Annotated in this window: 16 protein-coding genes and 1 tRNA gene; 11 read left to right on the top strand and 6 right to left on the bottom strand. The window is 74.8% G+C overall.

Annotation, left to right across the window (positions count from 1 at the left end):
* Nucleotides 1–114: 114 nt before the first annotated feature.
* Together ACIRST_RS29535 and ACIRST_RS29530 are read right to left on the bottom strand one after the other, a co-directional pair.
* Entirely contained in the window at nt 115–1,875 is a 1,761-nt protein-coding gene (locus ACIRST_RS29535) for a DUF885 domain-containing protein (RefSeq protein WP_402805713.1), read from the bottom strand.
* A gap of 88 nt (nt 1,876–1,963) precedes the next feature.
* On the bottom strand, nt 1,964–3,580 hold the full coding sequence (locus ACIRST_RS29530) for an AMP-binding protein (RefSeq protein WP_402805711.1): 1,617 nt from the start codon (nt 3,578–3,580) through the stop codon (nt 1,964–1,966).
* A gap of 292 nt (nt 3,581–3,872) precedes the next feature.
* Here ACIRST_RS29530 and ACIRST_RS29525 point away from each other — a divergent pair.
* From ACIRST_RS29525 to ACIRST_RS29515, 3 genes are all read left to right on the top strand, one after another.
* Nucleotides 3,873–3,956: transfer RNA gene (locus ACIRST_RS29525), tRNA-Leu, on the top strand.
* Between the two features lie 360 nt (nt 3,957–4,316).
* A complete protein-coding gene (locus tag ACIRST_RS29520; protein WP_350521466.1) occupies nt 4,317–5,537 on the top strand; it encodes a histidine kinase in 1,221 nt (406 codons plus the stop codon).
* Nucleotides 5,534–6,208, top strand: a complete 675-nt coding sequence (locus ACIRST_RS29515) for a response regulator transcription factor (protein WP_350521465.1) — start codon at nt 5,534–5,536, stop codon at nt 6,206–6,208. The genes ACIRST_RS29520 and ACIRST_RS29515 overlap by 4 nt, the downstream gene beginning before the upstream one ends.
* A gap of 85 nt (nt 6,209–6,293) precedes the next feature.
* Here ACIRST_RS29515 and ACIRST_RS29510 read toward each other — a convergent pair whose 3' ends face one another.
* Nucleotides 6,294–7,706 carry an amidase gene (locus ACIRST_RS29510; RefSeq protein WP_402805707.1) on the bottom strand — a complete coding sequence of 471 codons (1,413 nt, stop codon included), beginning with the start codon at nt 7,704–7,706 and terminating at the stop codon, nt 6,294–6,296.
* A gap of 124 nt (nt 7,707–7,830) precedes the next feature.
* On the opposite strand from ACIRST_RS29510, the gene ACIRST_RS29505 reads away from it, so the two are divergent.
* The 8 genes from ACIRST_RS29505 to ACIRST_RS29470 all read left to right on the top strand — a co-directional run bounded on the left by ACIRST_RS29505 (nt 7,831) and on the right by ACIRST_RS29470 (nt 17,851).
* The gene (locus tag ACIRST_RS29505; RefSeq protein ID WP_402805704.1) at nt 7,831–8,475 is read left to right on the top strand and encodes a TetR/AcrR family transcriptional regulator; all 645 of its coding nucleotides are present in this window, start codon (nt 7,831–7,833) and stop codon (nt 8,473–8,475) included.
* 153 nt (nt 8,476–8,628) lie between these two features.
* Nucleotides 8,629–9,876 carry a 3-phosphoshikimate 1-carboxyvinyltransferase gene (gene aroA, locus ACIRST_RS29500; protein WP_402805702.1) on the top strand — a complete coding sequence of 416 codons (1,248 nt, stop codon included), beginning with the start codon at nt 8,629–8,631 and terminating at the stop codon, nt 9,874–9,876.
* 194 nt (nt 9,877–10,070) lie between these two features.
* A complete protein-coding gene (locus tag ACIRST_RS29495) occupies nt 10,071–11,102 on the top strand; it encodes an RNA ligase family protein (RefSeq protein ID WP_402805700.1) in 1,032 nt (343 codons plus the stop codon).
* Between the two features lie 187 nt (nt 11,103–11,289).
* Nucleotides 11,290–11,667, top strand: a complete 378-nt coding sequence (locus tag ACIRST_RS29490) for a YciI family protein (RefSeq protein ID WP_402805697.1) — start codon at nt 11,290–11,292, stop codon at nt 11,665–11,667.
* Nucleotides 11,664–13,007 (top strand): RNA polymerase sigma factor, encoded by a 1,344-nt coding sequence (locus ACIRST_RS29485; RefSeq protein ID WP_402805694.1) that lies wholly within the window; start codon nt 11,664–11,666, stop codon nt 13,005–13,007. Before ACIRST_RS29490 ends, ACIRST_RS29485 begins: the two co-directional genes overlap by 4 nt.
* 673 nt (nt 13,008–13,680) lie before the next feature.
* Nucleotides 13,681–14,733, top strand: a complete 1,053-nt coding sequence (locus tag ACIRST_RS29480; protein ID WP_402805691.1) for an alpha/beta hydrolase — start codon at nt 13,681–13,683, stop codon at nt 14,731–14,733.
* Between the two features lie 260 nt (nt 14,734–14,993).
* The gene (locus ACIRST_RS29475) at nt 14,994–15,941 is read left to right on the top strand and encodes a diiron oxygenase (protein ID WP_350521457.1); all 948 of its coding nucleotides are present in this window, start codon (nt 14,994–14,996) and stop codon (nt 15,939–15,941) included.
* Between the two features lie 164 nt (nt 15,942–16,105).
* Nucleotides 16,106–17,851, top strand: coding sequence for an FAD-dependent oxidoreductase (locus tag ACIRST_RS29470; protein WP_402805688.1), 1,746 nt, complete (start codon nt 16,106–16,108; stop codon nt 17,849–17,851).
* Nucleotides 17,852–18,317: 466 nt separating this feature from the next.
* Here the strand turns inward: ACIRST_RS29470 and ACIRST_RS29465 are convergent, their stop codons facing one another.
* The 3 genes from ACIRST_RS29465 to ACIRST_RS29455 all read right to left on the bottom strand — a co-directional run bounded on the left by ACIRST_RS29465 (nt 18,318) and on the right by ACIRST_RS29455 (nt 25,123).
* Nucleotides 18,318–19,337, bottom strand: a complete 1,020-nt coding sequence (locus ACIRST_RS29465; protein ID WP_402805686.1) for an aromatic ring-hydroxylating dioxygenase subunit alpha — start codon at nt 19,335–19,337, stop codon at nt 18,318–18,320.
* Nucleotides 19,334–20,188, bottom strand: coding sequence for a methyltransferase domain-containing protein (locus ACIRST_RS29460; RefSeq protein WP_396551559.1), 855 nt, complete (start codon nt 20,186–20,188; stop codon nt 19,334–19,336). The genes ACIRST_RS29465 and ACIRST_RS29460 overlap by 4 nt, the downstream gene beginning before the upstream one ends.
* Nucleotides 20,189–20,383: 195 nt before the next feature.
* Nucleotides 20,384–25,123, bottom strand: coding sequence for a DNA repair ATPase (locus ACIRST_RS29455; protein ID WP_402805684.1), 4,740 nt, complete (start codon nt 25,121–25,123; stop codon nt 20,384–20,386).
* Nucleotides 25,124–25,174 lie beyond the last annotated feature (51 nt).

Here is a 25,174-nt window from a genome sequence, read left to right as displayed (position 1 = left end):
GGCACTTCGTTGAGCCAAACCCCACGGTGGGGTGAAGTCCGGTGGGGATCTCCCGGGGATTCGGCGGAGCTGCTGCGCCCGTTCTGCCGCGCTGGGCGAGCTGCGCCGCCGGCTCTAGAGCGCGGCGAGTCGGTCGGCCAGGTCGTCGAGTCCCAGTGAGCCCAGGGCGAGCGCCTTCATGTGCCACGTCTTGAGGTCGAATCCGGCGCCCAGACGGCTGCGGGCCGCGTCACGTCCGCGCAGCCAGGCGCGTTCGCCGAGCTTGTAGCCGATGGCCTGGCCCGGCCAGCCGAGGTAGCGGACGATCTCGCTGTCGCGCAGCTCGGCCGGGCTGCCGTTGTACGTGGCCATGAACTCCGTGGCGAGTTCCGGGGTCCAGCGCTCGCCGGGGTGGAAGCCCGCGTCGGCCGGGACGGCCAGGTCCAGGTGCATGCCGATGTCGATGATCACCCGGATGGTGCGCAGCATCTGTTCGTCGAGGAAGCCGAGCCGGTGCGCCGGGTCGTCGAGGAAGCCCAGCTCGTCCATGAGGCGCTCGGCGTACAGGGCCCAGCCCTCGACGTTGGCGCTGACCATGCCCAGCGTCGTCTGGTAGCGGCTGAGTTCGTCGGCGAGGGCGACCCACTGGGCGAGCTGCAGGTGGTGGCCCGGGACGCCCTCGTGGTACCAGATGCTGACGAGCTGCCAGGTCGGGAAGGAGTCCCGGCCGAGGGTGGGGAAGTAGGTGCGGCCGGGGCGGCTGAAGTCCAGGCTCGGGCCGGAGTAGTACGGCGAGGCGGCGCTGCCCGCCGGGGCGATCCGGGACTCGACCCGGCGCAGCGGCCCGGAGATGTCGAAGTGGGTGCCGTCGAGGGCGGTGATGGCCCCGTCCATGATCTGCTGCAGCCAGTCTCGGACCGCCTCCTCGCCCTCGATCGCGTGGCCGTGCCGCTCCAGGTGTCGCATCGCCTCCAGGGCTCCCGCTCCGGGCAGTACGCGGTCGGCCGCGGCGCGCATCTCGGCCGCGGTCCGGTGGAACTCGCTCCAGGCCCAGGCGTAGGCCTCGTCCAGGTCGACCTCGGCTCCGGTGTGGTGGCGCACGGCGAGCCGGTAGCGCTCCCGGCCCACGGCGTCCGGCGTGCCGACGGTGGCCGGGGCGTAGGTGTCACGCAGCCAGTCGCGGAACTCGGCGGTGGCGGCGGTGGCCCGGAGGGCGGCGGCGTCCAGTTCGCCGCGCAGCCGTTCGGGGCCGGGGGCGACGAAGCCGGCGAACCACCCGGCGTTCCCGGTGTCCTCGCCGGTCCAGGCGGTGAGCTGGTCGACGACCGCGGCCGCCTGGCGGGGTGCGACGAGCAGCCGCCGGGACATGCCCTCGGTGAGGGTCGCGCGGTACCCGTCGAGGGCGGCGGGCAGGTTGCGCATCCGGCCGGCCACCGCGGCCCAGTCGTCGTCGGTGGCGGTCGGCATGTAGCTGAAGATGTCCCGGACGTGGTGGACGTGCGCGGCGATGTTGCGCAGCTGGCGGAAGTTCTCGCCGGAGTCGTGCACGGCCAGTTCGGCGGTCAGCCGTTCGCGGAGCAGCCGGGCGCAGGTCCGGTCGGCGGGGTCCGTTGCGGTGGCGGCTGCGGTGAGGGCTGTCTTGTGGTCGCCGGCGGCGTCCGCCCCGGCGGCGTCGGCCACGGCGGTGAGGTCGGCGGCGGGGTGCGTGGCGTCGAGCGCGGTGAGGGTGCGTCGGGCGATGTCGGCGAGCGCCTCGAACCCTTCCGGGGAGAGGTCCGGCTGCCGGTCGTCGCCCGGGTGCAGGCCCAACCATGCGGCGTGCAAGGGGTCGTGGGCGGCCACCTGGTCGAGGTGGCGGTCGGCGATGGTGCGAGCGGTGATCGTTTCATCTGCCATGGCGCCATGATGGCCCATCCGCCGGGGGTGCTTCCGGTCGGATCGTCCGCGGAGGATCCGCCCGGAAGCGCCCCCCGGGGGGCAGTTCTCAGCCCGCGTGGGAGTCGCGCAGCAGCTTCTTGTCCGGTTTGCCCACGGCCGTCAGCGGGATCTCGGCCAGCACGTGCAGGGCCTCCGGTGCGTACATCCGGCCCTTGCGGGCGGTGACGAACGCGCGGACGTCGTCCAGTTCGGGCTGCTGCCCCGGCGCGGGGACGACGGCGACGTGGACGTGCTCCGCCTCCTGGGCGTCGCGCACCCCGTAGACCGCGCACTGGGCGATCGCCGGGTGGGTGAGCAGCAACTCCTCCACCTCGGTGGGGTAGACGTGCCCGCCGACCACGATGATCTTGTCCTTGCTCCGGTCGGCCAGGTAGAGGTAGCCGTCCTCGTCGAGGTAGCCGATGTCGCCGGTGTCCAGCCAACCGTCGCGCAGGACCTCGGCGGTGAGGTCGGGCCGCTTCCAGTACCCGGCCATGACGGTCGCCGAGCGGACGTGGATCCCGCCCTGCTCCCCGGCCGGCAGCTCGGTGCCGTCCTCGGCCCGGACCGCCACCTCGACGCCCGGGAGCGGCCGGCCGACCGAGAGCTGGCCGCCGCGCCCGATCCGGTCGTGCTCGTGCGGCGCGAGCATCGAGATGTTCTGCGCCTCCGACTGCCCGTAGCCGGACACCAGGACCGGCCCGAACACCTCGATCGCCTCGCGCACCCGGGACGGCGAAGCGGCGCAGCCGCCGTACGAGACCCGGCGCAGGCTGGACAGGTCGGTGCGGCCGATCGCCGGGTGGTCGAGCAGCTGGTACAGCAGCGGCGGCAGCACCCAGAGGTCGGTGATGCGCTCGCGTTCGACCGCCGCCAGGACCTCACCGGGGTCGAAGGAACGCTGGATGACCACCGAGCCGCCGCTGTGGAACGTCAGGTCGGACAGCACCCCGGCCAGGTGGGCGAGGGAGGTGGCGGCGAGGAAGCGGGGCGGGGCGGCATCCGGGTCGGGGCCGCCGTACTGGGCGTCGAAGGCGCTCCGGTACGGGCCGTGCAGGCTGCGGATGCCCTTCGGGATGCCGGTGGTGCCGCCGGTGTGGCGGATGCCCAGGTCGTCGTCTGGGCCGATCCGGACGGCCGGCGGCTCGGCGGGCCGGTGCGCGGAAGCGGCGACGACGTCCTCGCCGATCGCTGCGGCGCCGGACGCTGTGGCGCCGGTCGCTGCGGCGCCGGGCGTCTCGGGGCCCGGGCCCAGCGTGAGGACGGTCGGCACGTCGACGAGCGGCAGCAACTCGGCGGCCGTCGCGTACCGTTCGGCGTCCACCAGCAGGACGGCGGTGTCGACGCTCGTCGTGATCTCGGCCAGGGTCGGCGCGCTCATGCCGTCGTACAGGTTCACCACCCGTGCGCCCGCCAGCCCGGCGGCGTAGCGCGCGCTCAGCGCCTCGGCGGTGTTGCCCGTCAGCAGGGTCACGGTGGTGCCGCGGGTCGCGCCCCGGGCGACCAGCTCGTGGGCGAGCCGGTAGGTGGCGGCGGCGAAGTCGCCGGCCGTGATCACCGTGCCGTCGGCGGTGGTGATGGCCCGCCGGTCGGGGCGGGCGGCGAGGGAGCGGAGGATCAGAGCCGGGGCGCTGATGAACTCCTGTTCGTCCGTGGCTACTTGGTCTGTGCCATTCACAACCATGGCCCCAGACTAACCCCGTCCTTCGTGTCCGATCCGGGAGTTTCCTCCTCGGTCCTCCTCGCCGGGGTGGATTGTCGGAGGGGCTGGGGCTGGGGCTGGGTCGGGGTCCTCGTGCCTCACCCCCGCCGGCTCGGGCGCCGAGTCGCCCGCCCCGGCCGGCGCCACCTGGAACGGAGCCGGATGCCCGACGGAGCCGGGCTGGAGCCCGGCCGGAGAGGGTGACCGTGGGCGTCGCCCGGACGTGGTCGGAAGCACCCCTCCAGATGGTCTATGCTTAACCCATCACCCAGATGCGCGGGTGGCGGAATAGGCAGACGCGCTGGATTCAGGTTCCAGTGCCCGAAAGGGCGTGGGGGTTCAACTCCCCCCTCGCGCACAGCGAACGGCCGGTCGATCTTCGGATCGACCGGCCGTTTTGTTCTCCGCCGAGCAATCCGGTTCCCGCCGAGGGTCGACCCCGCGCCGTCCGGCCGATCCGTGTGTGGAACCCGGCCGGAAGTGCACCATGGGCCTGCTGATGGTCCGAAGCGCGAGGGGCGGGACGCGGGATGGGACCGCCTGTTCGGCACCATCGACCCCGCCTACGACCGCACCCGGACGGGCACGGCCACCCCGACGAACCGACCCTGCTGACCGGCCCAGGCACGGTGTCGGGACCGTCCGGTCGGATGCAGGGGCGAGCTGCTCCCTCGATCGGGGGAGGTGGGGTGCGGGGCGCGTGACAATACTGGCGACCATGATCAAGGTCCTTCGGCCGTTGTTGCGCGGCTCCACGTATTCGGGTGTGTTGTTCGCCGTTCTCGGGGCGGTGGCGGGGTTGCCGTTGGCGCTGGTCGCGGCGGTGCCCGCGGCGGGGATGCAGGCGGACCCGTACGCGCTGCCGGAGGTGCTGTCGCTCGCACTCTGGGTGGTGCTGATCGGGGTGGTGGGCCTGGCCGGGGTGACGCGGCGGGCGCTGGTCCGGGCGGCGCGGCGGCTGCTCGGGGTGGCGCTGCCGGATCCGGTGAAGGGTGCGGCGGGGGAACGGTGGCGGACACCGGCGTTCCTGGTGCTGCACGTCATGTCGGGGTGGGCGGTGCTGTTCGGCGGCGGTGTGCTGCTGACGATGGGACTGTTCCTGCCCACCGGATACGCGAAGGGGGACGCGCGGTTCAGCCTGTTCGGGTGGTCCAAGGAGCTGACGGGAGGCTGGGGCCGGCTGGTGTCGGTGGTCTGCCTGGTGCTGCTGGTGGTGCTGTTCGTGGCGGTGTCGGGTGCGTTGCGGTGGCTGGCGCCGCGGCTGCTCGGGCCGTCGCCGGCGGAGCGGCTGGCGATGGCGGCCGAGCGGGAGCGGGCACTGGCCGAACGCAACCGGCTGGCGCACGAGTTGCACGACTCGATCGGTCACACCCTGACCGCCGCCACCATCCAGGCCGCCGTCGCCGGTGAGGTGCTCGCCGCCGATCCGGCGGCCGCCCGGGCCGCCATGCGCAGCATCGAGGAGTCGGCCCGGGCGGCGCTGGAGGACCTGGACTACGTGCTGGGCGTGCTGAGGGAGGAGGCGGCGGGCGTCGCGCCGACCCGGACCCTCGCCGACCTGCCCGAACTGCTGGACCGGTTGCGCCACGCGGGCGCCGTCGTGGAGACGGTGGTCCTCGGTGATCCGGAGCAGGTCCACGGCACGCTCTCCCGCGCCGCGTACCGGATCCTGCAGGAGGGCCTGACCAACGCGCTGCGGCACGGCGCGGGCGGGCCGATCGAGCTGCGGGTGGTGGTCGCGGCGGACGGACTGGAACTGGGTGTGGTCAACGGGGTCAAGGCCGGCCCGAGCGGCTTCCCGACCTCCGGCCACGGCCTGCCCGGCCTCGCCGAGCGGGTCCGCCTGCTGCACGGCGAGTTCGAGGCCGGGCTGCAGGGTGCGCGCGGGGAACAGCACTGGCGGCTGGCGGTCCGGCTGCCGATACGGTTGTCGGCGTGAGCAGCCCGGAACGCCCCGTCACCGTCCTGATCGCCGACGACGACCCGGTGACCCGCAGCGGTCTGGGCACCCTGCTGGGTGCCCAGCCGGGCATCGCGGTGGTCGGGCAGGCGGCCGACGGGGTCGAGGTCGTCGAGCAGGTGCGGCGGCTGCGCCCGGACGTGGTGCTGATGGACGTGCGGATGCCGCGCCGCAACGGGATCGAGGCGACCCGCGAACTGCTGGCCGGGGACGCCGACCCGCCGAAGGTCGTCGTGATCACCACCTTCGAGAACGACGACTACGTCACCGCCGCCCTCAGCGCCGGGGCCAGCGGCTTCGTGCTGAAGCGGCGGCCGGTCCCGCAGATCGCCGAAGCGGTGCGGGTGGCGGCGGCGGGGGAGGCGATCCTCTTCCCCGCCGCGCTGCGCCGGATGGTGGCCGCCCGCCCGTTGGACTCCGCTCAGGCGCTGCCCCGGGCGGCGCTGACCGGGCGGGAGGAGGAGGTGCTGCGGCTGATGGCGACCGGGTCGTCGAACCCGGAGATCGCGCAGTCGCTGGCGGTGAGTCCGGAGACGGTGAAGACGCACGTCGGGAACGTGCTGACCAAGCTCGGCGCGCAGAACCGGACGCATGCGGTGGTGATCGCGTACGAGTCGGGACTGGTCGTGCCGGGCCTGCAGGGCGCGTAGCCGCGGCATTCCGCCGCCCCCGGCCCCCGGCCCCCGACCCCGCCGACTCCGCGGACCGCTATGGCGGCTACGGCGGCTACGGCCGCTACTGCCGCGGGTCGACCGGGGTGAGCACGCCGAGCCGGTCCTCGACGGCCTGGGCGGCGGCCAGGCACAGGTCCTCCCGGAACGCCCGCCCGACGAGTTGCACGCCGGTGGGCAGACCGTCGTCGGCGAGCCCGGTCGGGACGGCGACGGCCGGGACGCCGACGAAGCTGGTCACCGAGCAGAGCCGCATGCCCGAGGCGACGCGGTCCCGGCCGGCCTGGTCCCGCGACTCCAGGCCCGGTTCGACCGGCGGCTCGGTGAAGACCGGGCCGAGCAACAGCGGGTACTCGTGCAGGAACTCCGTCCAGGAGCGGCGGATGTTCATCCAGGCGCTCATGAGCCGGATGAGCCCGGGGGCGTCGGCGGGCGGAGTGCTGCGCATCGTCAGGTCGATGAAGCGGTCGCCGCCTTCGCCCAGCAACTGCCGTACGACGGGCCAGCTCGGGGCGAACTCGGTGACGGTGAGCCGGTGGTAGGCGTCGTAGGCCTCCTGCAGCCTCGGCACGTCGGGGACTTCCCGGACGTCGTACCCCGCGTCGCGCAGCGCGTCGGCCGCGGTCTCGACGGCCCGGCGGACGGTGGGGTGGACGCCGTGGCCGCCAGGGTCGGCGACGACGGCGACCCGTGGCGGGCGACCGGGAGGTTCGCCGTACAGCGGGACGGGGACGGCGCGCGGGTCGCGGGGGTCGGTGCCGGCCAGTGTCTCGTACGCGAGCCGGAGGTCGGCGACCGTCCGGGCCACCGGGCCGTCGGTGACCAGGACCTGGGAGGCCGGGCCGGGGTCGTCCGGACCGAGGAGGCGCTGGTCGGCGGGGAAGCGGCCGGTGGTCGGCTTGAGTGCGGCGACGCCGCAGAAGGTCGCCGGGATCCGCAGCGAGCCGCCGGAGTCGTTGCCGAGCCCGAGCGGGGCCATGCCGGCGGCGACCGCGACGCCGTCGCCGCCGCTGCTGCCGCCAGGGGTGCGGCTCGGGTCCCACGGGCTGCGGGTGTCGCCGTAGAGCTCGCTGCGCGTGTGCATCCCGGCCAGGATCAGCGTCGGCATGTTGCTGTGGCCGATCGGGATCGCCCCGGCGGCGCGCAGACGGGCCACCGGGACGGCGTCGACGGGCGCGACGTGGTTGCGGAAGCGCGGGGTGCCGAAGGTGGTGGCCACCTCCGCGATGGGGGTGCACTCCTTCACGGTGAACGGCACGCCGGCGAGCGGGCCCGGGTCCTCGCCCGCGGCCCGGCGCCGGTCGGTGTGCCGGGCGGCCTCGCGGGCGCGGTCGGCGAGGAGCTGGGTGACGGCGTTCAGGTGGGGGTTGACCTCGGCGATGCGGTCCAGGTGGCTGTCGACCACGTCGAGGGCGGAGACCTCGCCGGCCCGGACGGCGGCGGCGAGTTCGGTGGCGGTCCTGTTCCACAGGGGCATGGGTGCGGGTCTCCTCGGATTGGTTCCGATGCGGTTGCATCGGAACCATAGTCCGGGAACCGATACGCTTGCATCGAATAATTGACGGCCCCGGACCCCGGAGGCCGGGACGAGGAGGCCGGACATGCCGAAGCAGGTGGACCACGAGGGCCGACGCCGGCAGATCGCCGACGCCGTCTGCCTGCTGGTGGACGAACACGGACTGGAAGGCGTCACCCTCCGGGACGTCGCCACCCGCGCCGAGGTGTCGATGGGGGCCGTCCAGCGCTGCTTCCGCACCAAGGAGGAGATGCTGCGGTTCGCCCTCGCGCACATCGGCGAGCGCGTCACCGAGAGGGTCCGGAGGCGGCTGGCCGCCGGCCCGGCACAGTCGGCCGCCAGCGAACTCGGGCTGGTGGCCCGGGAAGTGGCGCTGCTGCGCGAGGAACACCGGGCCGAGGCCAGGATCTGGCTCGCCTTCGTCGCCGGGGCCGCGGTGAACCCGGCGCTGGCGGCGACCCTGCGGAGCAGCTACGCGGCCCTGGAGGAGTTGGTGGTGCGGCTGCTCGCGGAGGCTTCCGGGGGTGGGGGCGAGGCGGGGGGCGGGGGCGGGGACGGGGCTGGGCTCGGGGAGTCGGCGGAGGTTCGTGCGGCGGATCGGACCGAGGCCCGGACGTTGCTGGCCCTGGCGGACGGACTCACCGCGCACGTGCTGGTCGGGCACCGGACGGCGGAGGAGGCGGAGGAGGTCCTGCACGCCCACCTGGTCGGGCTCTGGGGGCGCCGCTGAGCCGGCGGGGTCCGCGCCGGGCGGGGTCCGGACCGGGGATGGCGGCCGTCGGGCCGTCGCCGTCCGGTCCGTGGAAGGCCGGGAACGGCAGGGCGCAGGTGCGGCAGGATCGGGCCGACATCGCTGGACACACCTGTGTAGGGAGAGCCTGCCGTGACTGCCGTCGAGATCCCGGGGTCCAAGTCCATCACCGCCCGGGCGCTGTTCCTGGCCGCCGCCGCCGACGGCGTGACCACCCTGCACCGGCCGCTGGCCTCGGACGACACCGAGGGCTTCGCGCAGGGGCTGGTCGCCCTCGGGTACGACGTCGAGCGGGCGGCGGACCGGTGGCGGGTGACGGGACGGCCAGCCGGGCCCGGCGTGGAGACGGCCGAGGTGTACTGCCGGGACGGCGCTACCACCGCGCGCTTCCTGCCCGCCCTCGTCGCCGCCGGCCGCGGCACCTACCGCTTCGACGCCTCCGCGCAGATGCGCCGCCGTCCGGTCGCCCCGCTGACCCGGGCGCTGCGCGAGCTGGGCGTCGACCTGCGGCACGAGGAGGCCGAGGGGCACCACCCGCTCACGGTCGTCGCCGACGGTGTCCGCGGCGGCGGACTCACCCTCGACGCCGGGGAGTCCTCGCAGTACCTGACCGCGCTGCTGCTGCTCGGCCCGCTCACCCGGGACGGGCTGCGGATCACCGTCACCCGGCTGGTGTCCGCCCCGTACATCGGCATCACCCTGGCGATGATGCGGGAGTTCGGGGTCGAGGTGAAGCGCGAGCGGACGCCCGGCGGCGAGGTGTTCGAGGTGCCGTCCGGGGGCTACCGGGCCGTCCCGTACGCCGTCGAGCCGGACGCCTCCACCGCGAGCTACTTCTTCGCCGCCGCGGCCGTCGCCGGACGGGAGGTCACCGTACCCGGCCTCGGCCGGGACGCCCTCCAGGGCGACCTGCGCTTCGTGGAGGTGCTGCGGCGGATGGGCGTCCGGGTGGACGTCGGGAGCGACTGTACGACGGTGGCGGGCGACGGCACGCTGAACGGCCTCACCGTCAACATGCGGGACATCTCCGACACCATGCCCACCCTCGCGGCGATCGCGCCCTTCGCGTCCGGGCCGGTGCGGATCGAGGACGTCCACAACACCCGGGTCAAGGAGTGCGACCGGCTGGAGGCCTGCGCCGCCAACCTGCGCGCCATGGGCATCACGGTCGCGACCGGCGACGACTGGATCGAGATCCACCCCGGTGCGCCGCGCCCGGTCGAGGTCACCACGCACTCCGACCACCGGATCGTGATGTCCTTCGCCGTCACCTCGCTGCGCACGCCGGGGATCACCTTCGACGACCCGGGGTGCGTGCGGAAGACCTTCCCCGGGTTCCACGAGGCGTTCGCCCGGCTGCGCTCGCAGTGGGCGGTCTGACCGCGCACCGGGGTGAGCGCGGACCGGGCCGCCGACCGCGGCGCACCGGGCTGACCGCGGCGTACGGCTCCGAGCGTGTCCGGGCCGGGCGCGTCCGGTCCGAGCGTGTCCGGTCCGAGCACGCACCCCGTGGGATCGGCGGGGCCGGGAATCCCGGTTGCCGGCGGGCGGATCCGGCGGCGAGGATCCTGTTCGTGTCCGAGACGACGACGGTGTTCGACGCGGCCGAGCTGCAGCCCTATCCCAAGATCCCCGCGCGCGGCCGCTCCGGCGGGCCCGGCAGCCGCGAGTGGGTCGCGGCGGAGAAGGTGCACGGCGCGCACTTCGCGGTGGTCTGCGAGGGCGACTCGGTGCGCCCCGCGAAACGACGTCAACTGCTCGACGACGAAGGACTGGACGGCTTCTTCGGCGTGAGCCGCATCTGGCCCCGGCTCGCCGTCGCCGCGGCCCGGCTCGCCGGCGCGGTGCGCGGGCCGTGGGGCCCGTCGGCGGTGGTGACCGTCTACGGCGAGCTGGCCGGCGGACGCTACCCGCACCCCGACGTGCCCGCCGCCGACGGGGTCGAACCGGTGCAGACCGGCGTCTGGTACGACCCCGGCCTGCGCTGGCTGCCGTTCGACGCCACCGTACGGACACCCGAAGGCCGTTGGTGGATCGCCGACCGCGCCCTGCGCACCGCCGCGGGCACCGCCGGGCTCACCTGCGTGCCGCTCCTCGGCCACGGCCCGCTGAACGCGCTGCAGGACCTCCCGGTGCTGTTCCCGAGCCGGGTACCCGCACTGTTCGGACTGCCCGAGCTGGCGGACAACCTCGCGGAGGGGTACGTCCTCAAACCGGCCGGGCAGTGGCGGGAGTCGGGCGAGGCGGGGGCGGTGGCCCGGCCGCTGGTGAAGGCGAAGCAGCAGGCCTTCGCCGAGGACGAGCGCTACGGAGGCGCCCGCCCCTACCTGCCCCCACCGGAGGGCGCGGCCGGGGTGCCGGCGTGGCTGCTGGTCCAGGCGTCGGCCCTGCTCACGCCCGCCCGCGCGGCCGCCGCGGTCAGCAAGCTGGGGCCGCGCACGGCCACGGAGGCGGTGGCCGAGGAGATCGCACAGGACGTGACGGAGGAACTCGCCGACGCGCTGGGCGGCCTGGACGCTCCCGGCCTGGCGGCGCTGCGTCGGGCACTGGAACCGGGCGCTCGGGCGCTGGCGGCCTTCGACGCCGTGGACCGGCGCGGCGCCTGAGAAGGATCCTCCGACGGCGCATCTCCGACGGCGAGTGCTTGACGGCGAGTGCTTGACGGCGAATCTCCGACGGCGAAAAAACTTCGAAGAAACCCCGTCGGCGATGTCGAGGGCCCCTGCCGCGGCTCCGACTGAGAGGTGACAGCGCGCCGGAGGGGCGTGCGGGACGGAAATGAGGACACCCGGCATGAAGTACGTCGCGATGATCTACGGCAACCAGGCCAAGTGGGACTCCTTCCCGGCCGAAGCCTGGCCGGAGGCGATCGCCAAGCAGGAGGCGTTCAACACCAAGTACCGCGAGAGCGGCGAGCTGATCGGCGCGTACGGGCTGGCGGACGCGGCCGCCGCGCAGCTGGTGCGGCGGGCGGAGGGCGTGCCGGTGATCACCGACGGGCCGTACCTGGAGACCAAGGAGTACCTGGCCAGCTTCTACCTGCTGGACTGCGAGAGCCCGGAGCGCGCCCAGCAGATCGCGGCGGACATGCCGTTCGCGGACGTCGAGCCGGTGGAGCTGTGGCCGATCCTGCACGAGTCGCCGACGAACGACCTCGCGGCGGACGGGTGACCGAGCCGAACGGCGTCGAGGGCCTGCTGCGCGAACTGGCGCCGCAGGTCCTCGGCGCGCTGGTACGCAGGCACGGCGGGGCCTTCGACGCGTGTGAGGACGCGGTGCAGGAAGCCCTGCTCGCCGCCGCACTGCAGTGGACGGCGGGCGGGGTGCCGGCCAACCCGCGCGGCTGGCTGGTGACCGTCGCCGACCGCCGACTGGTGGACCAGGTGCGCAGCGAGTCGGCCCGGCGCCGCCGGGAGGAGACGCTGGCGCTGGCCACACCGCAGGCGGCGCTGCTCGCCCCCGCCGCCGACGAGCCCGACCCGGCGGCGGACGACTCGCTCGCGCTGCTGTTCCTCTGCTGCCACCCGGCACTGTCGGTACCGAGCCGGATCGCGCTGACCCTGCGCGCCGTCGGCGGCCTGACCACCGCGCAGATCGCCGCCGCGTTCCTGGTGCCCGAGGCGACCATGGCGCAGCGGATCAGCCGGGCCAAGCAGACGCTGAAGGCGGCGGGCGGACGACTGGCGCCGTCGGAGGGGGACGGGGAGGGGGCGAGGCAGGGGCAGGGGGCGAGGCAGGGGAAGGGGCAGGGGAAGGGGGAAAGGGACGGCGGAGCGGCGCGGCTCGGCGAGGTCCGACACGTGCTGTACCTGATCTTCAACGAGGGCTACACGGCCAGCGGCGGCGATGAGTTGACCGTGCCGCGGCTCGCAGTCGAGGCGATCCGGCTCACCCGACTGCTGCGGCGCCTCACCCCGGGCGACGCCGAGACGGCGGGACTGCTCGCCCTGATGCTCCTCACCGACGCCCGCCGACCCGCCCGCACCGGACCGTACGGTGAGCTGGTGCCGCTGGCGGAGCAGGACCGCGACCGCTGGGACCGCGAACTGCTCGATGAAGGGCTGGAGTTGATCGCCTCCGCGCTACCGGGCGGGCAGCCCGGGCCGTACCGGGTACAGGCGGCGATCGCCGCGGTGCACAGTGAGGCGGCGACCGCCGAGGCCACCGACTGGCCGCAGATCCTGGCGCTGTACGACCTGCTGCTGCGCTTCGACGCCAACCCGGTGGTCGCCCTCAACCGGGCCGTCGCGGTGGCGATGGTCCACGGGTCGGCGGCCGGGCTCGCCCTCCTCGACGCGCCGGCCGCCGACCGGCGCCTCGCCCGCCACCACCGCCTGCTCGCCGTGCGCGCCCACCTCCTCGACCGGCTCGGCGCCGACCCGGCCGCCGCCGCCCGCGCCTACCGCGAAGCCGCCGCCCGTACCTCCAGCGCCCCCGAACGCCGCCACCTGGCAGCCCGGGCCCTGCGGCTTGAGGGTGCGGGCGAGCGAATATGTAGGTCGGTCTACTGATTCCTGCGCGGGTGGGGGCCGGGGTGGGTGCTGGTGGTGTGGTGTGCGTGGGAAGTCGGCTGGGTCGACTTCCTGTGCGGCTGGGTGTGACGGTGCGGGCGGTGCGGGTGCCAGATTATGTCGGTCGGTCTACTGATTTGTTGCGAGCGCTGGGGCTTGAGGGTGTGCGGGCGGGTGAATATGTAGGTCGGTCTACTGATTCCTGCGCGGGTGGGGGCCGGGGTGGGGGCTGGTGGTGTGGTGTGCGTGGGAAGTCGGCTGGGTCGACTTCCTGTACGGCTGGGCGTGGTGCCGGGGGTGGTGTGGGCGCCAGATTATGTAGGTCGGTCTACTGATTCGACCCTCGAAGTGGTGCTCCTTGCGCAGGAAGTCGGCCTGGCCGACTTCTCGTGCGCAGTGGCGCCGGGCGGCGGCAAGAATGTAGACCGGTCTACATAATTTCCCCGGGTGCCGGACCAGGGTGGGGGTGTGTCGGGTCGAGGGTGGGTTCAGAGGGCGTCCAGGAGGCTTCCAACTCTGCTGGGACGGCCCCATCATGGGCTCCCGTTCGGGCAACACCGTCCCCGGCCGGTCCCGAGCGCGGTCCCCAGCCGGTCCCAAGTGCGGTCCCAAGCACGGTCCCGAGCGCGGTTCCCAGCCGAGTCCCCAGTTCCGTCCCCAGGAGGCAGAAGAGATGACGATCCCACTTCCCGTCCGGATCCAGGCCGCCGTCGTCCGGGGCATGTACGCCCTGCCGGAGGGCCTGCGGCGGGCGATCGCGGGCAAGCCGGTGGTGCGGGACGGGCAGACGCTCGCGTTGGACGCGCAGTTGATACTCAAGCTGCAGCGGCAGTCGAAGGCGGCCCTGGTGATGCCGGGTGGGGTCGAGCCGTCGCGGGCCGCGATGGAGTACGCCCGGTACCTGGTGGGCGGGCCGACGCTCCACACGGTGGCCGCGCGGGCCGTCGGGATCCCGCAGGAGCAGGGCGAGTTGGCCGCGACCCTGTACACGCCGGAGGGCCTGGCGGAGGGTTCCGGGCTGCTGGTGTACCTGCACGGCGGGGGCTGGGTGGTCGGCAGCCGGGCCAGTCACGACCACGTCGCCCGGTTCCTGGCGCAGCGGGCGCACGTGCGGGTGCTGTCGGTGGAGTACCGGCTGGCGCCCGAGCACGCGTTCCCGGCCGCGGCCGAGGACGCGCTGGCCGCGTTCGACTACGCGCACGCCAAGGCGGCCGACCTGGGTGCGGACCCGGAGCGGATCGCGATCGGCGGGGACAGCGCGGGCGGCAACCTGGCCGCCGTCGCGGCGCAGCAGGCCGTGCGGCGGGGCGGTCCCGCGCCGGTGTTCCAGCTGCTGCTGTACCCGGCGACCGACGCGTCGACCCGGCGCCCCTCGCGGGAGCTGTTCGCCGACGGGTTCTTCCTGACCAGCGCCGACATGGACTGGTTCCTGGAGCGGTACGCGCCCGAGCCCGCCGACCGCGTCGACCCGCGGCTGTCGCCGCTGCTCGCCGGGGACCTGGCCGGTCTGCCGGCCGCGTACATCGGCACCGCGGGCTTCGACCCGCTGCGCGACGAGGGCGAGGCGTACGCGCGGGCGTTGGAGGAGGCCGGGGTGACGGTGCGGCTGAGCCGTCAGCCGGACCTCATCCACGGGTACGCCAACTACATCGGCATCGGCCGGCGCTTCCGGGAGGCGACCGCGGAGGCCGCCGAGGCGCTGCGCCAGGCGCTGGCCTCGGCGTAGCGGAGGCCGGCGAGCAAAGCGGCGAGCGAAACGGCGAGCAAAGCGGGGAGCGAAACGGCGAGCAAAGCGGCGAGCGAAACGGCGCGCAGGGCGAAGAGCACAGCGAAGGGCGGGGCCTCGACGGTCCCGCCCTTCGTCGTGCCCGCCCGCGCGCCGGTTCGCTGCTGCGCGGGGGGTTCTCGGCGACAGGGTCTTATTGTACTGTCCGTCTAATAAGCGGGTGAGCGGGAACCCGCAGCAGCAGGCACCTGGAGGCAGCCATGGCTCTCACCGACCCGAGGGCGCGGAGGCGGGACCACCGTCAGGACGAGCGCCGGAGTGACCGTCACACCACCGCCGACGACGACGTCTCGAAGCGGCTGCTGGAGTCGGCCGCCGCCCTCTCCTTCGACCCCTCGACCGAGATCGACTGGGACGCCCCCCTCCCCGAGGAGCACTACGGCCTCAACCCGGAGTGGAGCACGCTCTACGGCACGCGGCTGTGGGACGAGATGACCGAGCGGCAGCGGGTGACCCTGACCCGGCACGAGGTCTGCTCGATCATGAACACCGGCATCTGGTTCGAAATGATCCTCCAGCAGATGGTGCTGCGCGACCAGTACCTCAAGGACCCTGCCAGCGCCGAGTTCCGGTTCGCCCTCACTGAGATCGCCGACGAGTGCCGCCACTCGATCATGTTCGCCCGGGCGTGCGAGAAGATGGGCGTCCCCGCCTACCGGCCGAACAAGCTGATCGCCCAGGCCGGACGCGTGTTCAAGGCGCTCGCCAAGGGCGAACTCGCCTACGGCGGCATCCTGGTGGCCGAAGAGGTGCTCGACGTCATGCAGCGCGACTGGATGCGCGGCGAGAACGTGCTGGAGATCGTCCGCGGGACGTCCCGGATCCACGTGGTCGAGGAGTCGCGGCACATGAAGTTCGCCCGGCAGGAGATCCGCGAGCGGATGCGGCACGCGAGCCCGGCGCGCCGACGCGCCTCGGCGACCGGCATCGCCGTGGGCGCCTACGTCATCGTCACCAGCATGGTCCACCCGGGCGTCTACCGGGCCGCCGGGCTCGACGTGCAACGGGCGCTCGCCGAGGTGCAGGCCAACGAGCACCGCAAGGCGATGATGCGCACCAGCTCCCGGCACCTGATGGCCTTCCTCGCCGAGACCGGGCTGCTCACCGGCCGCTCGGCGGCCGTCTACCGCCGCGTGCACATGCTCTGACCTGCAGTTGAAAGCGCACCCGCGCCGCCCGCCCCTGCCCGCCGCACCCCCGTGCCCCCGCACCGCCGTGCCCACCGAAGCCCCCTGCCACCGCACCCTCCGCCACCCCCGACGCCATCCCCGACGCCACCCCCCCGACGCGCAGCGAGGACCCCACTCCGGCCATGGCCTACGCGATCACCCAGACCTGCTGCAACGACGCCTCGTGCGTGTCCGTCTGCCCGGTCAACTGCATCCACCCGACCCCGGACGAGCCGGAGTTCGGCACCACCGACATGCTGTACATCGACCCGAAGGCGTGCATCGACTGCGGCGCCTGTGCGGACGCCTGCCCGGTGGACGCGGTGTTCCCGGTCGACCGGCTGCGCGGTCCGGACACCGTGTTCGGGGACCTCAACCGCGACTGGTTCCGCGACCACCCCAACGACCACGCCTGGGGCCGGCCCAGTTTTCCGCGCAGCCTGCCGGGGGAGCTCGGCGCGCTGCGGATCGCCGTCGTCGGCACCGGGCCGTCGGCCGGGTACACCGCGCAGGAACTGCTGCGCAGCACCAGCGCCGAGATCACCATGATCGACCGGCTGCCGGTCGCCGGCGGTCTGCTGCGGCACGGCGTCGCGCCCGACCACCAGTCGACCAAGCGGATCGCGGAGAGCTTCGCGAGCGTCTTCCGCGACCCCCGGCTGCGGATGCACCTGAACGTGGAGATCGGTGCGGACGTCACCCACCGGGAACTCGCCGCGCACCATCACGCGGTGGTGTACGCCGTGGGCGCGGCCGCCGACCGCCGGCTCGGCGTCCCCGGTGAGGACCTTCCCGGCAGCCTGCCCGCGACCGCCTTCGTCGGCTGGTACAACGCCGATCCGACCGTGCCGGCCGACGCCGTCGAGCTGTCGGCGGAGCGGGTGGTCGTGGTCGGCAACGGCAACGTGGCCGTGGACATCGCCCGCATCCTGTTCACCGACCCCGACCGGCTCGCCGCCACCGACATCGCCGACCACGCCCTCGCCGCGCTGCGCGGCAGCCGGGTGCGGGAGGTCGTGCTGCTCGCCCGACGCGGTCCGGAGCAGGCGGCGTGGACCGCGGCGGAGTTCCTGGCGCTGCGGCAGCTGCCGGGCGTCGAGGTGGTGGTCGAGGACCACCCGCAGGTCCGGGCCGCCATCGACGCAGCGGTGTCGTCGGTGGGGGCGGCGTCAGCGGAGGGGGAGGAGGCGTCGGCGTCGGCGTCGGCCGAGGAAGCGGGCCCGGGCGCCGCGCCGCCGCCCGCGGGCTCGCGGGCGGCGTTGCTCGCCGGCCTCCCGCTGGTCCCGTACGACGGGGCCGCCGAGCCCGGCGCGGGGCGGCGGATCGTGCTGCGGTTCCTGTCGGCGCCGGTGGAGCTGTCCGGGGACGGGCGGGTCGAGGCGCTGACCGTCGAGCGGACCAGGCCGGTGGACGGGGGCCGGGTCGAGCCGACCGGGGAGCGGGACGTGCTGCGGGCCGGGCTGGTGGTGCGCTCCATCGGGCACCGCGGGGTGCCGCTGCCGGGGCTGCCGTTCGACGAGCGGGCGGGGACGGTCGCGCACCGGGGCGGCCGGGTGGTCGACCCGGAGACCGGGCAGCCGCTGCCGGGGACGTACGTGGTGGGCTGGGCCAAGCGCGGCCCGTCCGGCGGGATCGGTGCCAACCGGGCCTGCGCACGCGAGACCGTGGACGCACTCCTGGACGACGCGGCCGCCCGCGTGCTGCCGGTACCGGAGGCGGGCCGCAAGGACTTCGACCGGTTGGTGCGGCGCCGTCGGCCGGATGCGGTCGGGCTGAAGGAGCTGCGGGCGGTGGACCGGGCCGAGCGCGAGCGGGGCGAGGCGGAGGGGCGGCCCCGGGTGAAGCTCGCGACCGTGCCCGAGCTGCTGGCGGCGGGCCGCCGACGGTAGGCGGCAGGGCGCCGTACGCGTCGTGCGTCGGGCGTCGTGCGTCGGGCGTCGTGCATGCACACGGCCGCGCAGGAGGTCGGCCCGACCGACTTCCTGCGCGCGAACCCCTGTCCGCAGCAGCGCCCCTCGCATCCCCTCACGCCCCCTCGCATCCCCTCGCGCCCTCTCTCCGTTGTCCCGACCGGAGCGCGCGAGGGGTTGATGTGCGGGCCGCCCGGTTGACGGAACCGTGTCCCGGCGCGGCCGGGGCGCGTTGGGTGGGTGTGAGTGGATTTGGGGTGATGCCGGTCCCGCGGCGGTGGTCGGCCGAAGAAACGATCCTGCATGGGCTGGAGCCGCCCGGAGAACCCGATCCGGAGGCTCCCATCTATGCCGAGCTGGCCCGGCGGTGGCAGGCGGAGGGACGGTCCGTCCCCGGGCTGCCCGACCCGGTGTGGGAGTCGCTGGCCGCGCCCCGGGGTCGGGGTCAGTCCGCGGGATTCGCCTCCGGATAGAACTGCCGGGCCCAGCGGCGGAACAGTCCGATCGAGCGCTCCCCGGGGACGAGCCGCGGCTGCTCCAGGTACCGCTTGTGGGCCAGCACCGGCCGGTCCTGCTTGATGATCCGCACCGAGGCCTGCAACGCCAGCCAGGACGCCGCCCGGTCGAGCGCCTTCGCCGACCCGCCCCCCGGCACCAGCGCCGGTACCAGCGCCGACACCGGCAGCCATGCCGGCACCGGCACCGGCACCGTAACGGTCGCCGCGAACCACACCCTGGTCCGCCACGGCGCGACCGGTGTCGCCAGCACCCAGACCCGCAACGTGCTGCCCAGTTGCGGAAGTTCGGCCGTCAATCGCATCATCCCCAGCCCCGCCAGCATCACCGGCTGCTCCAGGCTGACCGCGCCCAGCCCCGGGAAGCGGGTCGTGGTGCGCTGGTGGACGGTGAACAGCGGGCCGTCCACCTCCGGCGGCGCGGTCTCCCGGGTGTCCAGGCCGTGCAGCACGCTCACGTGCCGGAAGTCGACGCTGTTCTCCATCACCTCCTGCGGGTGCGAGCGCACCTCGCCGCTCCACCAGGCGAGCGGACGCACCCCGACCGCCGGCGGCAGCTCCCACCCGGGCGGCTGCCCGTCCGGGCCCCGCCAGACGAACAGCGCGCCGTCCCGTTCGCGGAGGTGGTGCGTCGTCAGCGACGCGCGGAGCCGGGTGCCGTCCGGCGCCCCGGTGCACGAACCGTCCGGACCGAAGGCGAAGCCGTGGAACGGGCAGACCAGTTCCTCGCCCCGGACCGTCCCACCGGCGCCGAAGTGCGCGCCCAGGTGGGGGCAGTGCGGCCCGACCGCGCGCACCGCGCCCCGGCGGGTCCGGTACAGCACCACGTCCTCGCCCATCAGCCGGGCCGTCCGTACCCGCCCGGGCGGCAGGTCCCGGGCCCGGCCGACGCAGAACCAGCCGCTCGGGTACGGCAGCGGCGCCGGGCGCCCGTCCACGGCGGAGGTCACCGCGCCGGCTTGACGGCGGTGTGGACGTACCAGGCGATGTACTCGCGGACGGCGTACATCTCCACGGTGGAGCGGAGGTTGAGCCACTTCGCCGGGTCGCCGAAGCGCCGCAGGACCTCCCACGGCAGCCGGAAGTACGCGTACACCGCCTCCGACGTGGGCGTGTAGTACGGCGTCGCGTCCAGCGCCTCCTCGACCTCGAACCCGGCGTCGGCGAGCAGTCGCGGCAGGTTGCGGGCGTGGTAGAGCTTGGCGCCCGTCATCGTCATCGCGTCCAGGTACGGTTCGAGCAACGCCCGTGCGCCAGGCTTCAGTTCGTCCAGCGGGACGGTGCTCATCGGGCCGAGCAGCACCAGCCGCCCGCCCGGGCGCAGCACCCGGTGGAACTCGGCCAGGGCGCGCGGCGGGTCGTAGGAGTGGACGAGCGTCTCCATCGAGTAGGCGCCGTCGAACTCGTCGTCCCCGAAGGGGAGCCGGTGGTAGTCGCCCCAGGAGAAGGCGGTCCGGTCGTCCAGTGCGGCCCGGACGCTGAGCCGACGGGCCTCGGCGAGGTGGAAGTCCAGCACGTCGACCCCGGTCACCTCCAGTCCGAACCGCGCGGCCATCGCCCGCGCCACCACCCCCGCCCCGCACCCGGCGTCCAGCACCCGGGCTCCGACCGGCAGCGCCAGTTTGCGCCCCAGTACGTCCTCCAGCTGCTGCTGCGCCCGCCACAGCCGCCACTTCGACTGCCCCGGCTCCGTCCACCCCCAGTGCCGGGCGTTGCGCGCCACCCGGGTGTAGAACCACCGGCTCCCGGCCCGCCCGTACACCCGGCGCAGCCCGGTCAGATCGAGTTGCTGAGCGCCCATGCGGACACGCTAGCCGCGGGCCTCGGGCGCGACCCGGCGGCGCCACGGAGGGTTGCCCCGGTGGGGCGTGTTGTGTGGTCGTCCGACCGGCTGATCAGCGGACCGGTGCACGCGGCGGCACAGTGAGCCCCGACGCCAGTCGCTGAGCCCGGCGAGGCCCGACGCCAGTCGCTGAGGGCTGGGGAGGCCCGGTCGTCAGAGACCCGGGCCCTGCCCCCGCCGGGCGCGCTTCAGCTCCTCCCACCGCTGCGCCTGCTCCGGGGTCAGGGCGCCGCGCAGCTCGGCCAGCTTCAGCAGCTGCGCCTCCGCCTCGGCGCCCAGCGGCTGGGCCTCGGCACGGTAGTGGTCGGTGAGGAGGGCGTCCAGCTCGGGCCGGGTGAGGGCGGGGTCGAGGCGCTGGGCGAGCTTGGCCATGTTGCGGTACGAGCCCTGGAGCAGGAACGGCGGCTCGGTGCGGGTGCGGTCGTCCTGGGCGGCGGAGTCCAGGTAGGCGCGGTTGACGGCCAGGACGGTGGTGCGCAGGTGGAGCAGGCCGGCCAGGACGGCCGTCATCCGCTCGACCTCGGCGGCCGGCCAGGCGCCGGTCAGGGTACCGCCCGGGACGCCCGTGGCACGGGCGAGCAGGGTGTCCAGGTCGGCGCGCTCGGCGGTGGCGAGCGGGGCCAGGTGGGGGTTGGTGGGCAGGGCGTTCTCGATGAAGCTGAGCGCGAAGAGGTCGTCCCGCCCGGCGACGGCGTCGCCGAGGTTCCAGACGTCGGCGCGGTTGGCGAGCATGTCGGGGAGCCGGAAGAGCCGGCCGGACTCGGTGTACGGGTTGGCGGCCATCACCACGGCGAAGCGCTTGCCGCGCAGGTCCCACTCGCGGGCCTCGCCGTCCCGGACGCCGTCGATCCGGCGCTGCGCGTCGCACAGCGGGATGAACCGCTGCAGGAACTCGGGCGAGGTGTGCTGGACGTCGTCCAGGTAGAGCAGCACGTTGTCGCCGGCGTGCAGGGCGAAGTTGAGCTTCTCGACCTCGCGCCGGGAGGTGGCGTCGGGCGCCTCGGCGGGGTCGAGCGAGGTGACGCGGTGGCCGAGCGCCGGGCCGCTGACGGAGACCAGCAGCAGGCCGAGTCGCTCGGCGAGGTACTCGACGAGGGTGGTCTTGCCGTAGCCGGGCGGGGAGACCAGGAGCAGCAGGCCGCTGCGGTCGACCGGTCCGCCGGACTCCGCCGTGCCGAGCTGCTTGGCGAGGTTGTCGCCGATCAGCGGCAGGTACACCTGGTCGATCAGCCGGTTGCGGACGAAGCCGTTGAGCGGGGCGGGCCGGTACTGGTCGAGGCGCAGCCGGGCGTGCTCGGCGGCCAGGAGCTCGCCGCGCAGCTTCCGGTAGGCCCGGTGTCCCGGCACCTCGACTTCCTCGAACTCCTTGACTCGGGCGAGCAGTTCGTCCAGTCGGAGGTCGAGCGCGCCGCCCGCCAGGCGCGGATGGTCGCCGAGCAGTCCGGTGAGCCGGGTGGCCACGGCGGCGTCCACCGGCCGACGCGGCAGGGACGGGCAGAGCAGCACGGCGGCGGCCTCGGCGAGGTCGGCCGGATCGGCGTCGGCGGCTCCCGCCGTCAGCCAGGCGGTGGCGAGCTGGCGCCGTACGGGCAGCAGCGCGGGCTCGTCGGGCAGGGCGGCCAGCGCCTCGATGAGGCCGGCCGACTCGGGGGCGGCGCGGAACTTGTCGAGCAGCGCGGCCGCGCCCGCCGAGTAGGCGAACGCGGGTGATTCGGCGGTGAGTTCGGCCACCAGGTACGGTCCGGCGTCGGCGGCCCCGGGGCCGGCGGACTCCGGGTCGAACTCCGCGACGGCCCGCGAGAGTTCGGCGGCCAGCCCGTCGAGCGCCGGCACGCCGCCGAAGGCCTGCCGGGCGAGCCCGAGCGATCGGGCCCGGGTGTGCCAGAGCAGCCGCTGCCGCTCGTCGGCGCCGTGTGCCCAGTACAGCTGCGCGGCCGCCCGGGCGGCCGCCGGGTGCCGCAACAGGCCGGCGTCGGAGCCGAGTTCGATCAGGGCGCGGAGCAGCAGCGCCGCGTCGTGGTCGTGCACGCCGCGCTGGTAGCCCTCGTCCGGCCGCTGCTCGGCGGCTCGCCGGACGTGGTCCAGCAGGTCCGCGTCGGCGGAGAGCGAGCCCGGTTCGGCGGCCAGCAGCAGACTGGCGGCGAGGTACTCGGCGCGGTAGAGCTGCGGGGTCTCCGAGGGCAGCGGGCGTTCCCAGTAGCGCTCGGTGGTGGCGAAGGCCGGGTCGGTGACGGGGGAGCGGTAGTCGGTACCGGTGAGGGTGAAGGCGGGGCGCCCGCGCCAGGGCACGAGGGCGAGTTCGGGCCGCTGGGTGGTGACGGCGAACAGGTGCCGGCCCAGCCGCAGGGTGCCGGGGCCGTCCCCGGCGAGTTCGGCGCGGTCGCGCAGGGCACGGTGGGCGCGGCCGCGGGCGGCGCGCAGCCGTCCGGTCAGCTCCTCGGCCCGGACCCGGTCGCCGAGCGCGGTCAACTGCCCGGCGAGGTCGCGGAGTTTGACGGCGGTCGGGTCGGCGGCGAGCGCGGCGTCGATCTCGGCGGCGGTGTCCAGCGCGGTCAGGCGCCGGTGCAGGGTGTCGAGGATCCGCTCGGCGGAGGCGGCGAGCCGGTCGGCGCGGCGGGCCCGTTCCTCCAGCAGGTGCTGGCGGCGGGCGGTGAGCGCGTCGTGGATGGCGGTGCGCCGGTCGGCGAGCTGCTCGCCGAGGGCCGGGTCGGCGTCGGCGAAGCGGGTCTCCAGCTGCTCGATCCGCAGCAGGAGCCGGCCGAGCTGGTCGTCGCAGGCCTCCGGGGTGTCGGCGGCGGCGAGCGCGGCGGTGGTGGCCTGGGCGAGCAGGGCCGTCTCGGCGGCGAACTCGGCGGCGGCCTCGCGGGTGCGCAGCTCCCGGCGGCGCACGGTGAGCGCGGTCCGGGCCCGGTTGAGCAGCCCGAGGACGTCGGCGAGGCGGTCCAGGATCGCGGTGCGGGTGGTGGCGTCGGCCAGGTCGAGGGTGCCGACCAGCTCCGAGACGGTCTGCAGCGCCTCGCTCTGGGCGTTCAGTTCGAGGCCCAGTGGCTCGGCCTCGGCGGCGGTCGCGATCACGGCGCACTGCTCGGCCAGTTCGGCGGCCCGCTGCCGGTGCGGTTCGAAGGCGGTGGGTTCGGCCAGCCGGCCGACGGCGCGTTCGGCGGCCTCGGCCAGGCCCTCGGTGAGGTGCGCGGCGAGCGCGTCGATCCGCTCGGCGTCGGCCCGCGGCAGGTCGCGCAGCGCCTCGACCCGGCCCTGGGCGCGGCGCAGCGCGGCGAGCCGGTCGACCCACTCGGCGGCGTCGGCCAGGGTCTCGCCGCGGGCGGTGCGCAGCAGGCCCTCGACGTGTTCGGCCGCCTCGTCGGTCTGCCGGGCGGCGTGCGCGGTGAGCTGGGCGATCGCCTCGTACTCGGCGATGACCTGCCGGGCGGTGTCGCGGATCTCGGCGAGCGGTGCGGCGAGGTCGCCGAGGCCGCTCTGGCCGAGCCAGTGGTGGCGGTCGGCGGTGCGGGTGCAGGCGGCGAGGACGGCCCGGTGGCCGGCCGGGGTGTCGGCGCCGGCCGCGGCCAGCCGGGCGAGCGCGAGGCAGTCGGCCAGGCCGCGTACCAGGTCGGCGTTGCCGATGCGGGCCAACGGCCCGGTGCCGGGCGGCTGTCGGGCGGCGAAGCGCTCGCTGGTGAACGGGGTCTGCCAGAGCTGGACGGGGTGCAGCCGGGTGGGCCCGTCCTCGGCCGGGCGCAGCGCGATCAGGGTGCCGTCGGCGAGCAGTGCGTACCCCTGGCAGGACAGCGGGGCGGCGGCCTCCTGGCGGACGCTGTTGTACGGCTGCAGCAGGGCGCGGCCGTCGGCGGGGGAGCGGAACTCGTACAGCACGTCCTCGCCGTTCGGCGAGACGACGGTGCGCTCGTGGACCAGGCCGTCCACGGGCTGGTCGAAGGTGCGTACGGTGCCGTCCGTCAGGTGGCAGCCGCCGGGGAAGGCCACGCCCTGGTCGGCGGGCAGCCGCAGGCAGGCCCGGCCGAGCGCGTCGATCCGGGTGACCTTGCCGGTGGGCAGGTGCACCACCAGGTGCCGGACGCCCTCCTCCTGGTACGGGCGCACGCGCACCAGCAGCAGGGTGCCCAGGCGGGTGTGGGCGATCTGCGCGTCGGCGAGGGTCTGCAGGGCGTCGGCGAGCGACTCGTGGTGCAGCTCGCGGCCGTCCGGGGTGGTGAGGGTCAACCGGCCGCCGTCGACGCCGAGGTGGAGCTCTCCGGCCAGGTCGGCGCGGGGCGGGCGGCCGGGGCCGGCCGGCAGCTGGTCGTCGCGGGTCAGTGCGGTCCAGGCGAGCTGCTGCCCGTCGGCGGGTGTGTGGTCGCGCTCGCCGCGCCCGTCCAGGTAGGCGGGGCGGGCGTCGTCGGCGTCGTCGTCGAGGCGCCAGCGCAGCACCCGGACGTCGGTGGCGGCCGGGCCGGTGCGGAAGACGGCGAGCAGCCGCCCGTCCACCGGCCGCAGGCGTTCGAGGCGGGCGTCGCGGAAGTAGCGCCGCAGGTCGGCGAGGTCCTGGCACAGCCGGGGGTCGTCCAGCAGGGTGCCCTCGGCGGGGGCGGGGGAGAGGTCGGGGCCGTGGAGGCCGAGGACGTCGGCGAAGTCCTCGGCGCCGTCCGCGACGTCGGTGGGGCGGGTGCCGAGCAGGAGCAGCCCGCCGGCGGCGGTGAGGTCCTGCGGGAGGCAGGCCCGGGCGGTGGTGAGCCGCCCGGTGCCGGTCAGCCGCAGCTCCCCGCCGCCGAACTCCTCGACCCGGCGGGCGTTCAACGCCTGTGCGCGGTCGGCGAGTTCGGTGGCGGCCCGGGCGAGCCGGTCGCGCAGGACCTCGTAGGTGCCGGCGTCGAGCCGGTCGTCGAGGACGTCCACGGTCAGTTCCTCAGGTACTCGGCGGATCGTTGCTCGGAGCGGTGTTGCCCG

The organism is Kitasatospora sp. NPDC101447 (genome assembly GCF_044767225.1).
In the GTDB taxonomy this organism is placed as follows: Bacteria; Actinomycetota; Actinomycetes; order Streptomycetales; family Streptomycetaceae; genus Kitasatospora.
The sequence above is the reverse complement of the archived record's forward strand: the minus strand, read 5'-3'. Positions and strand labels throughout refer to the sequence as shown.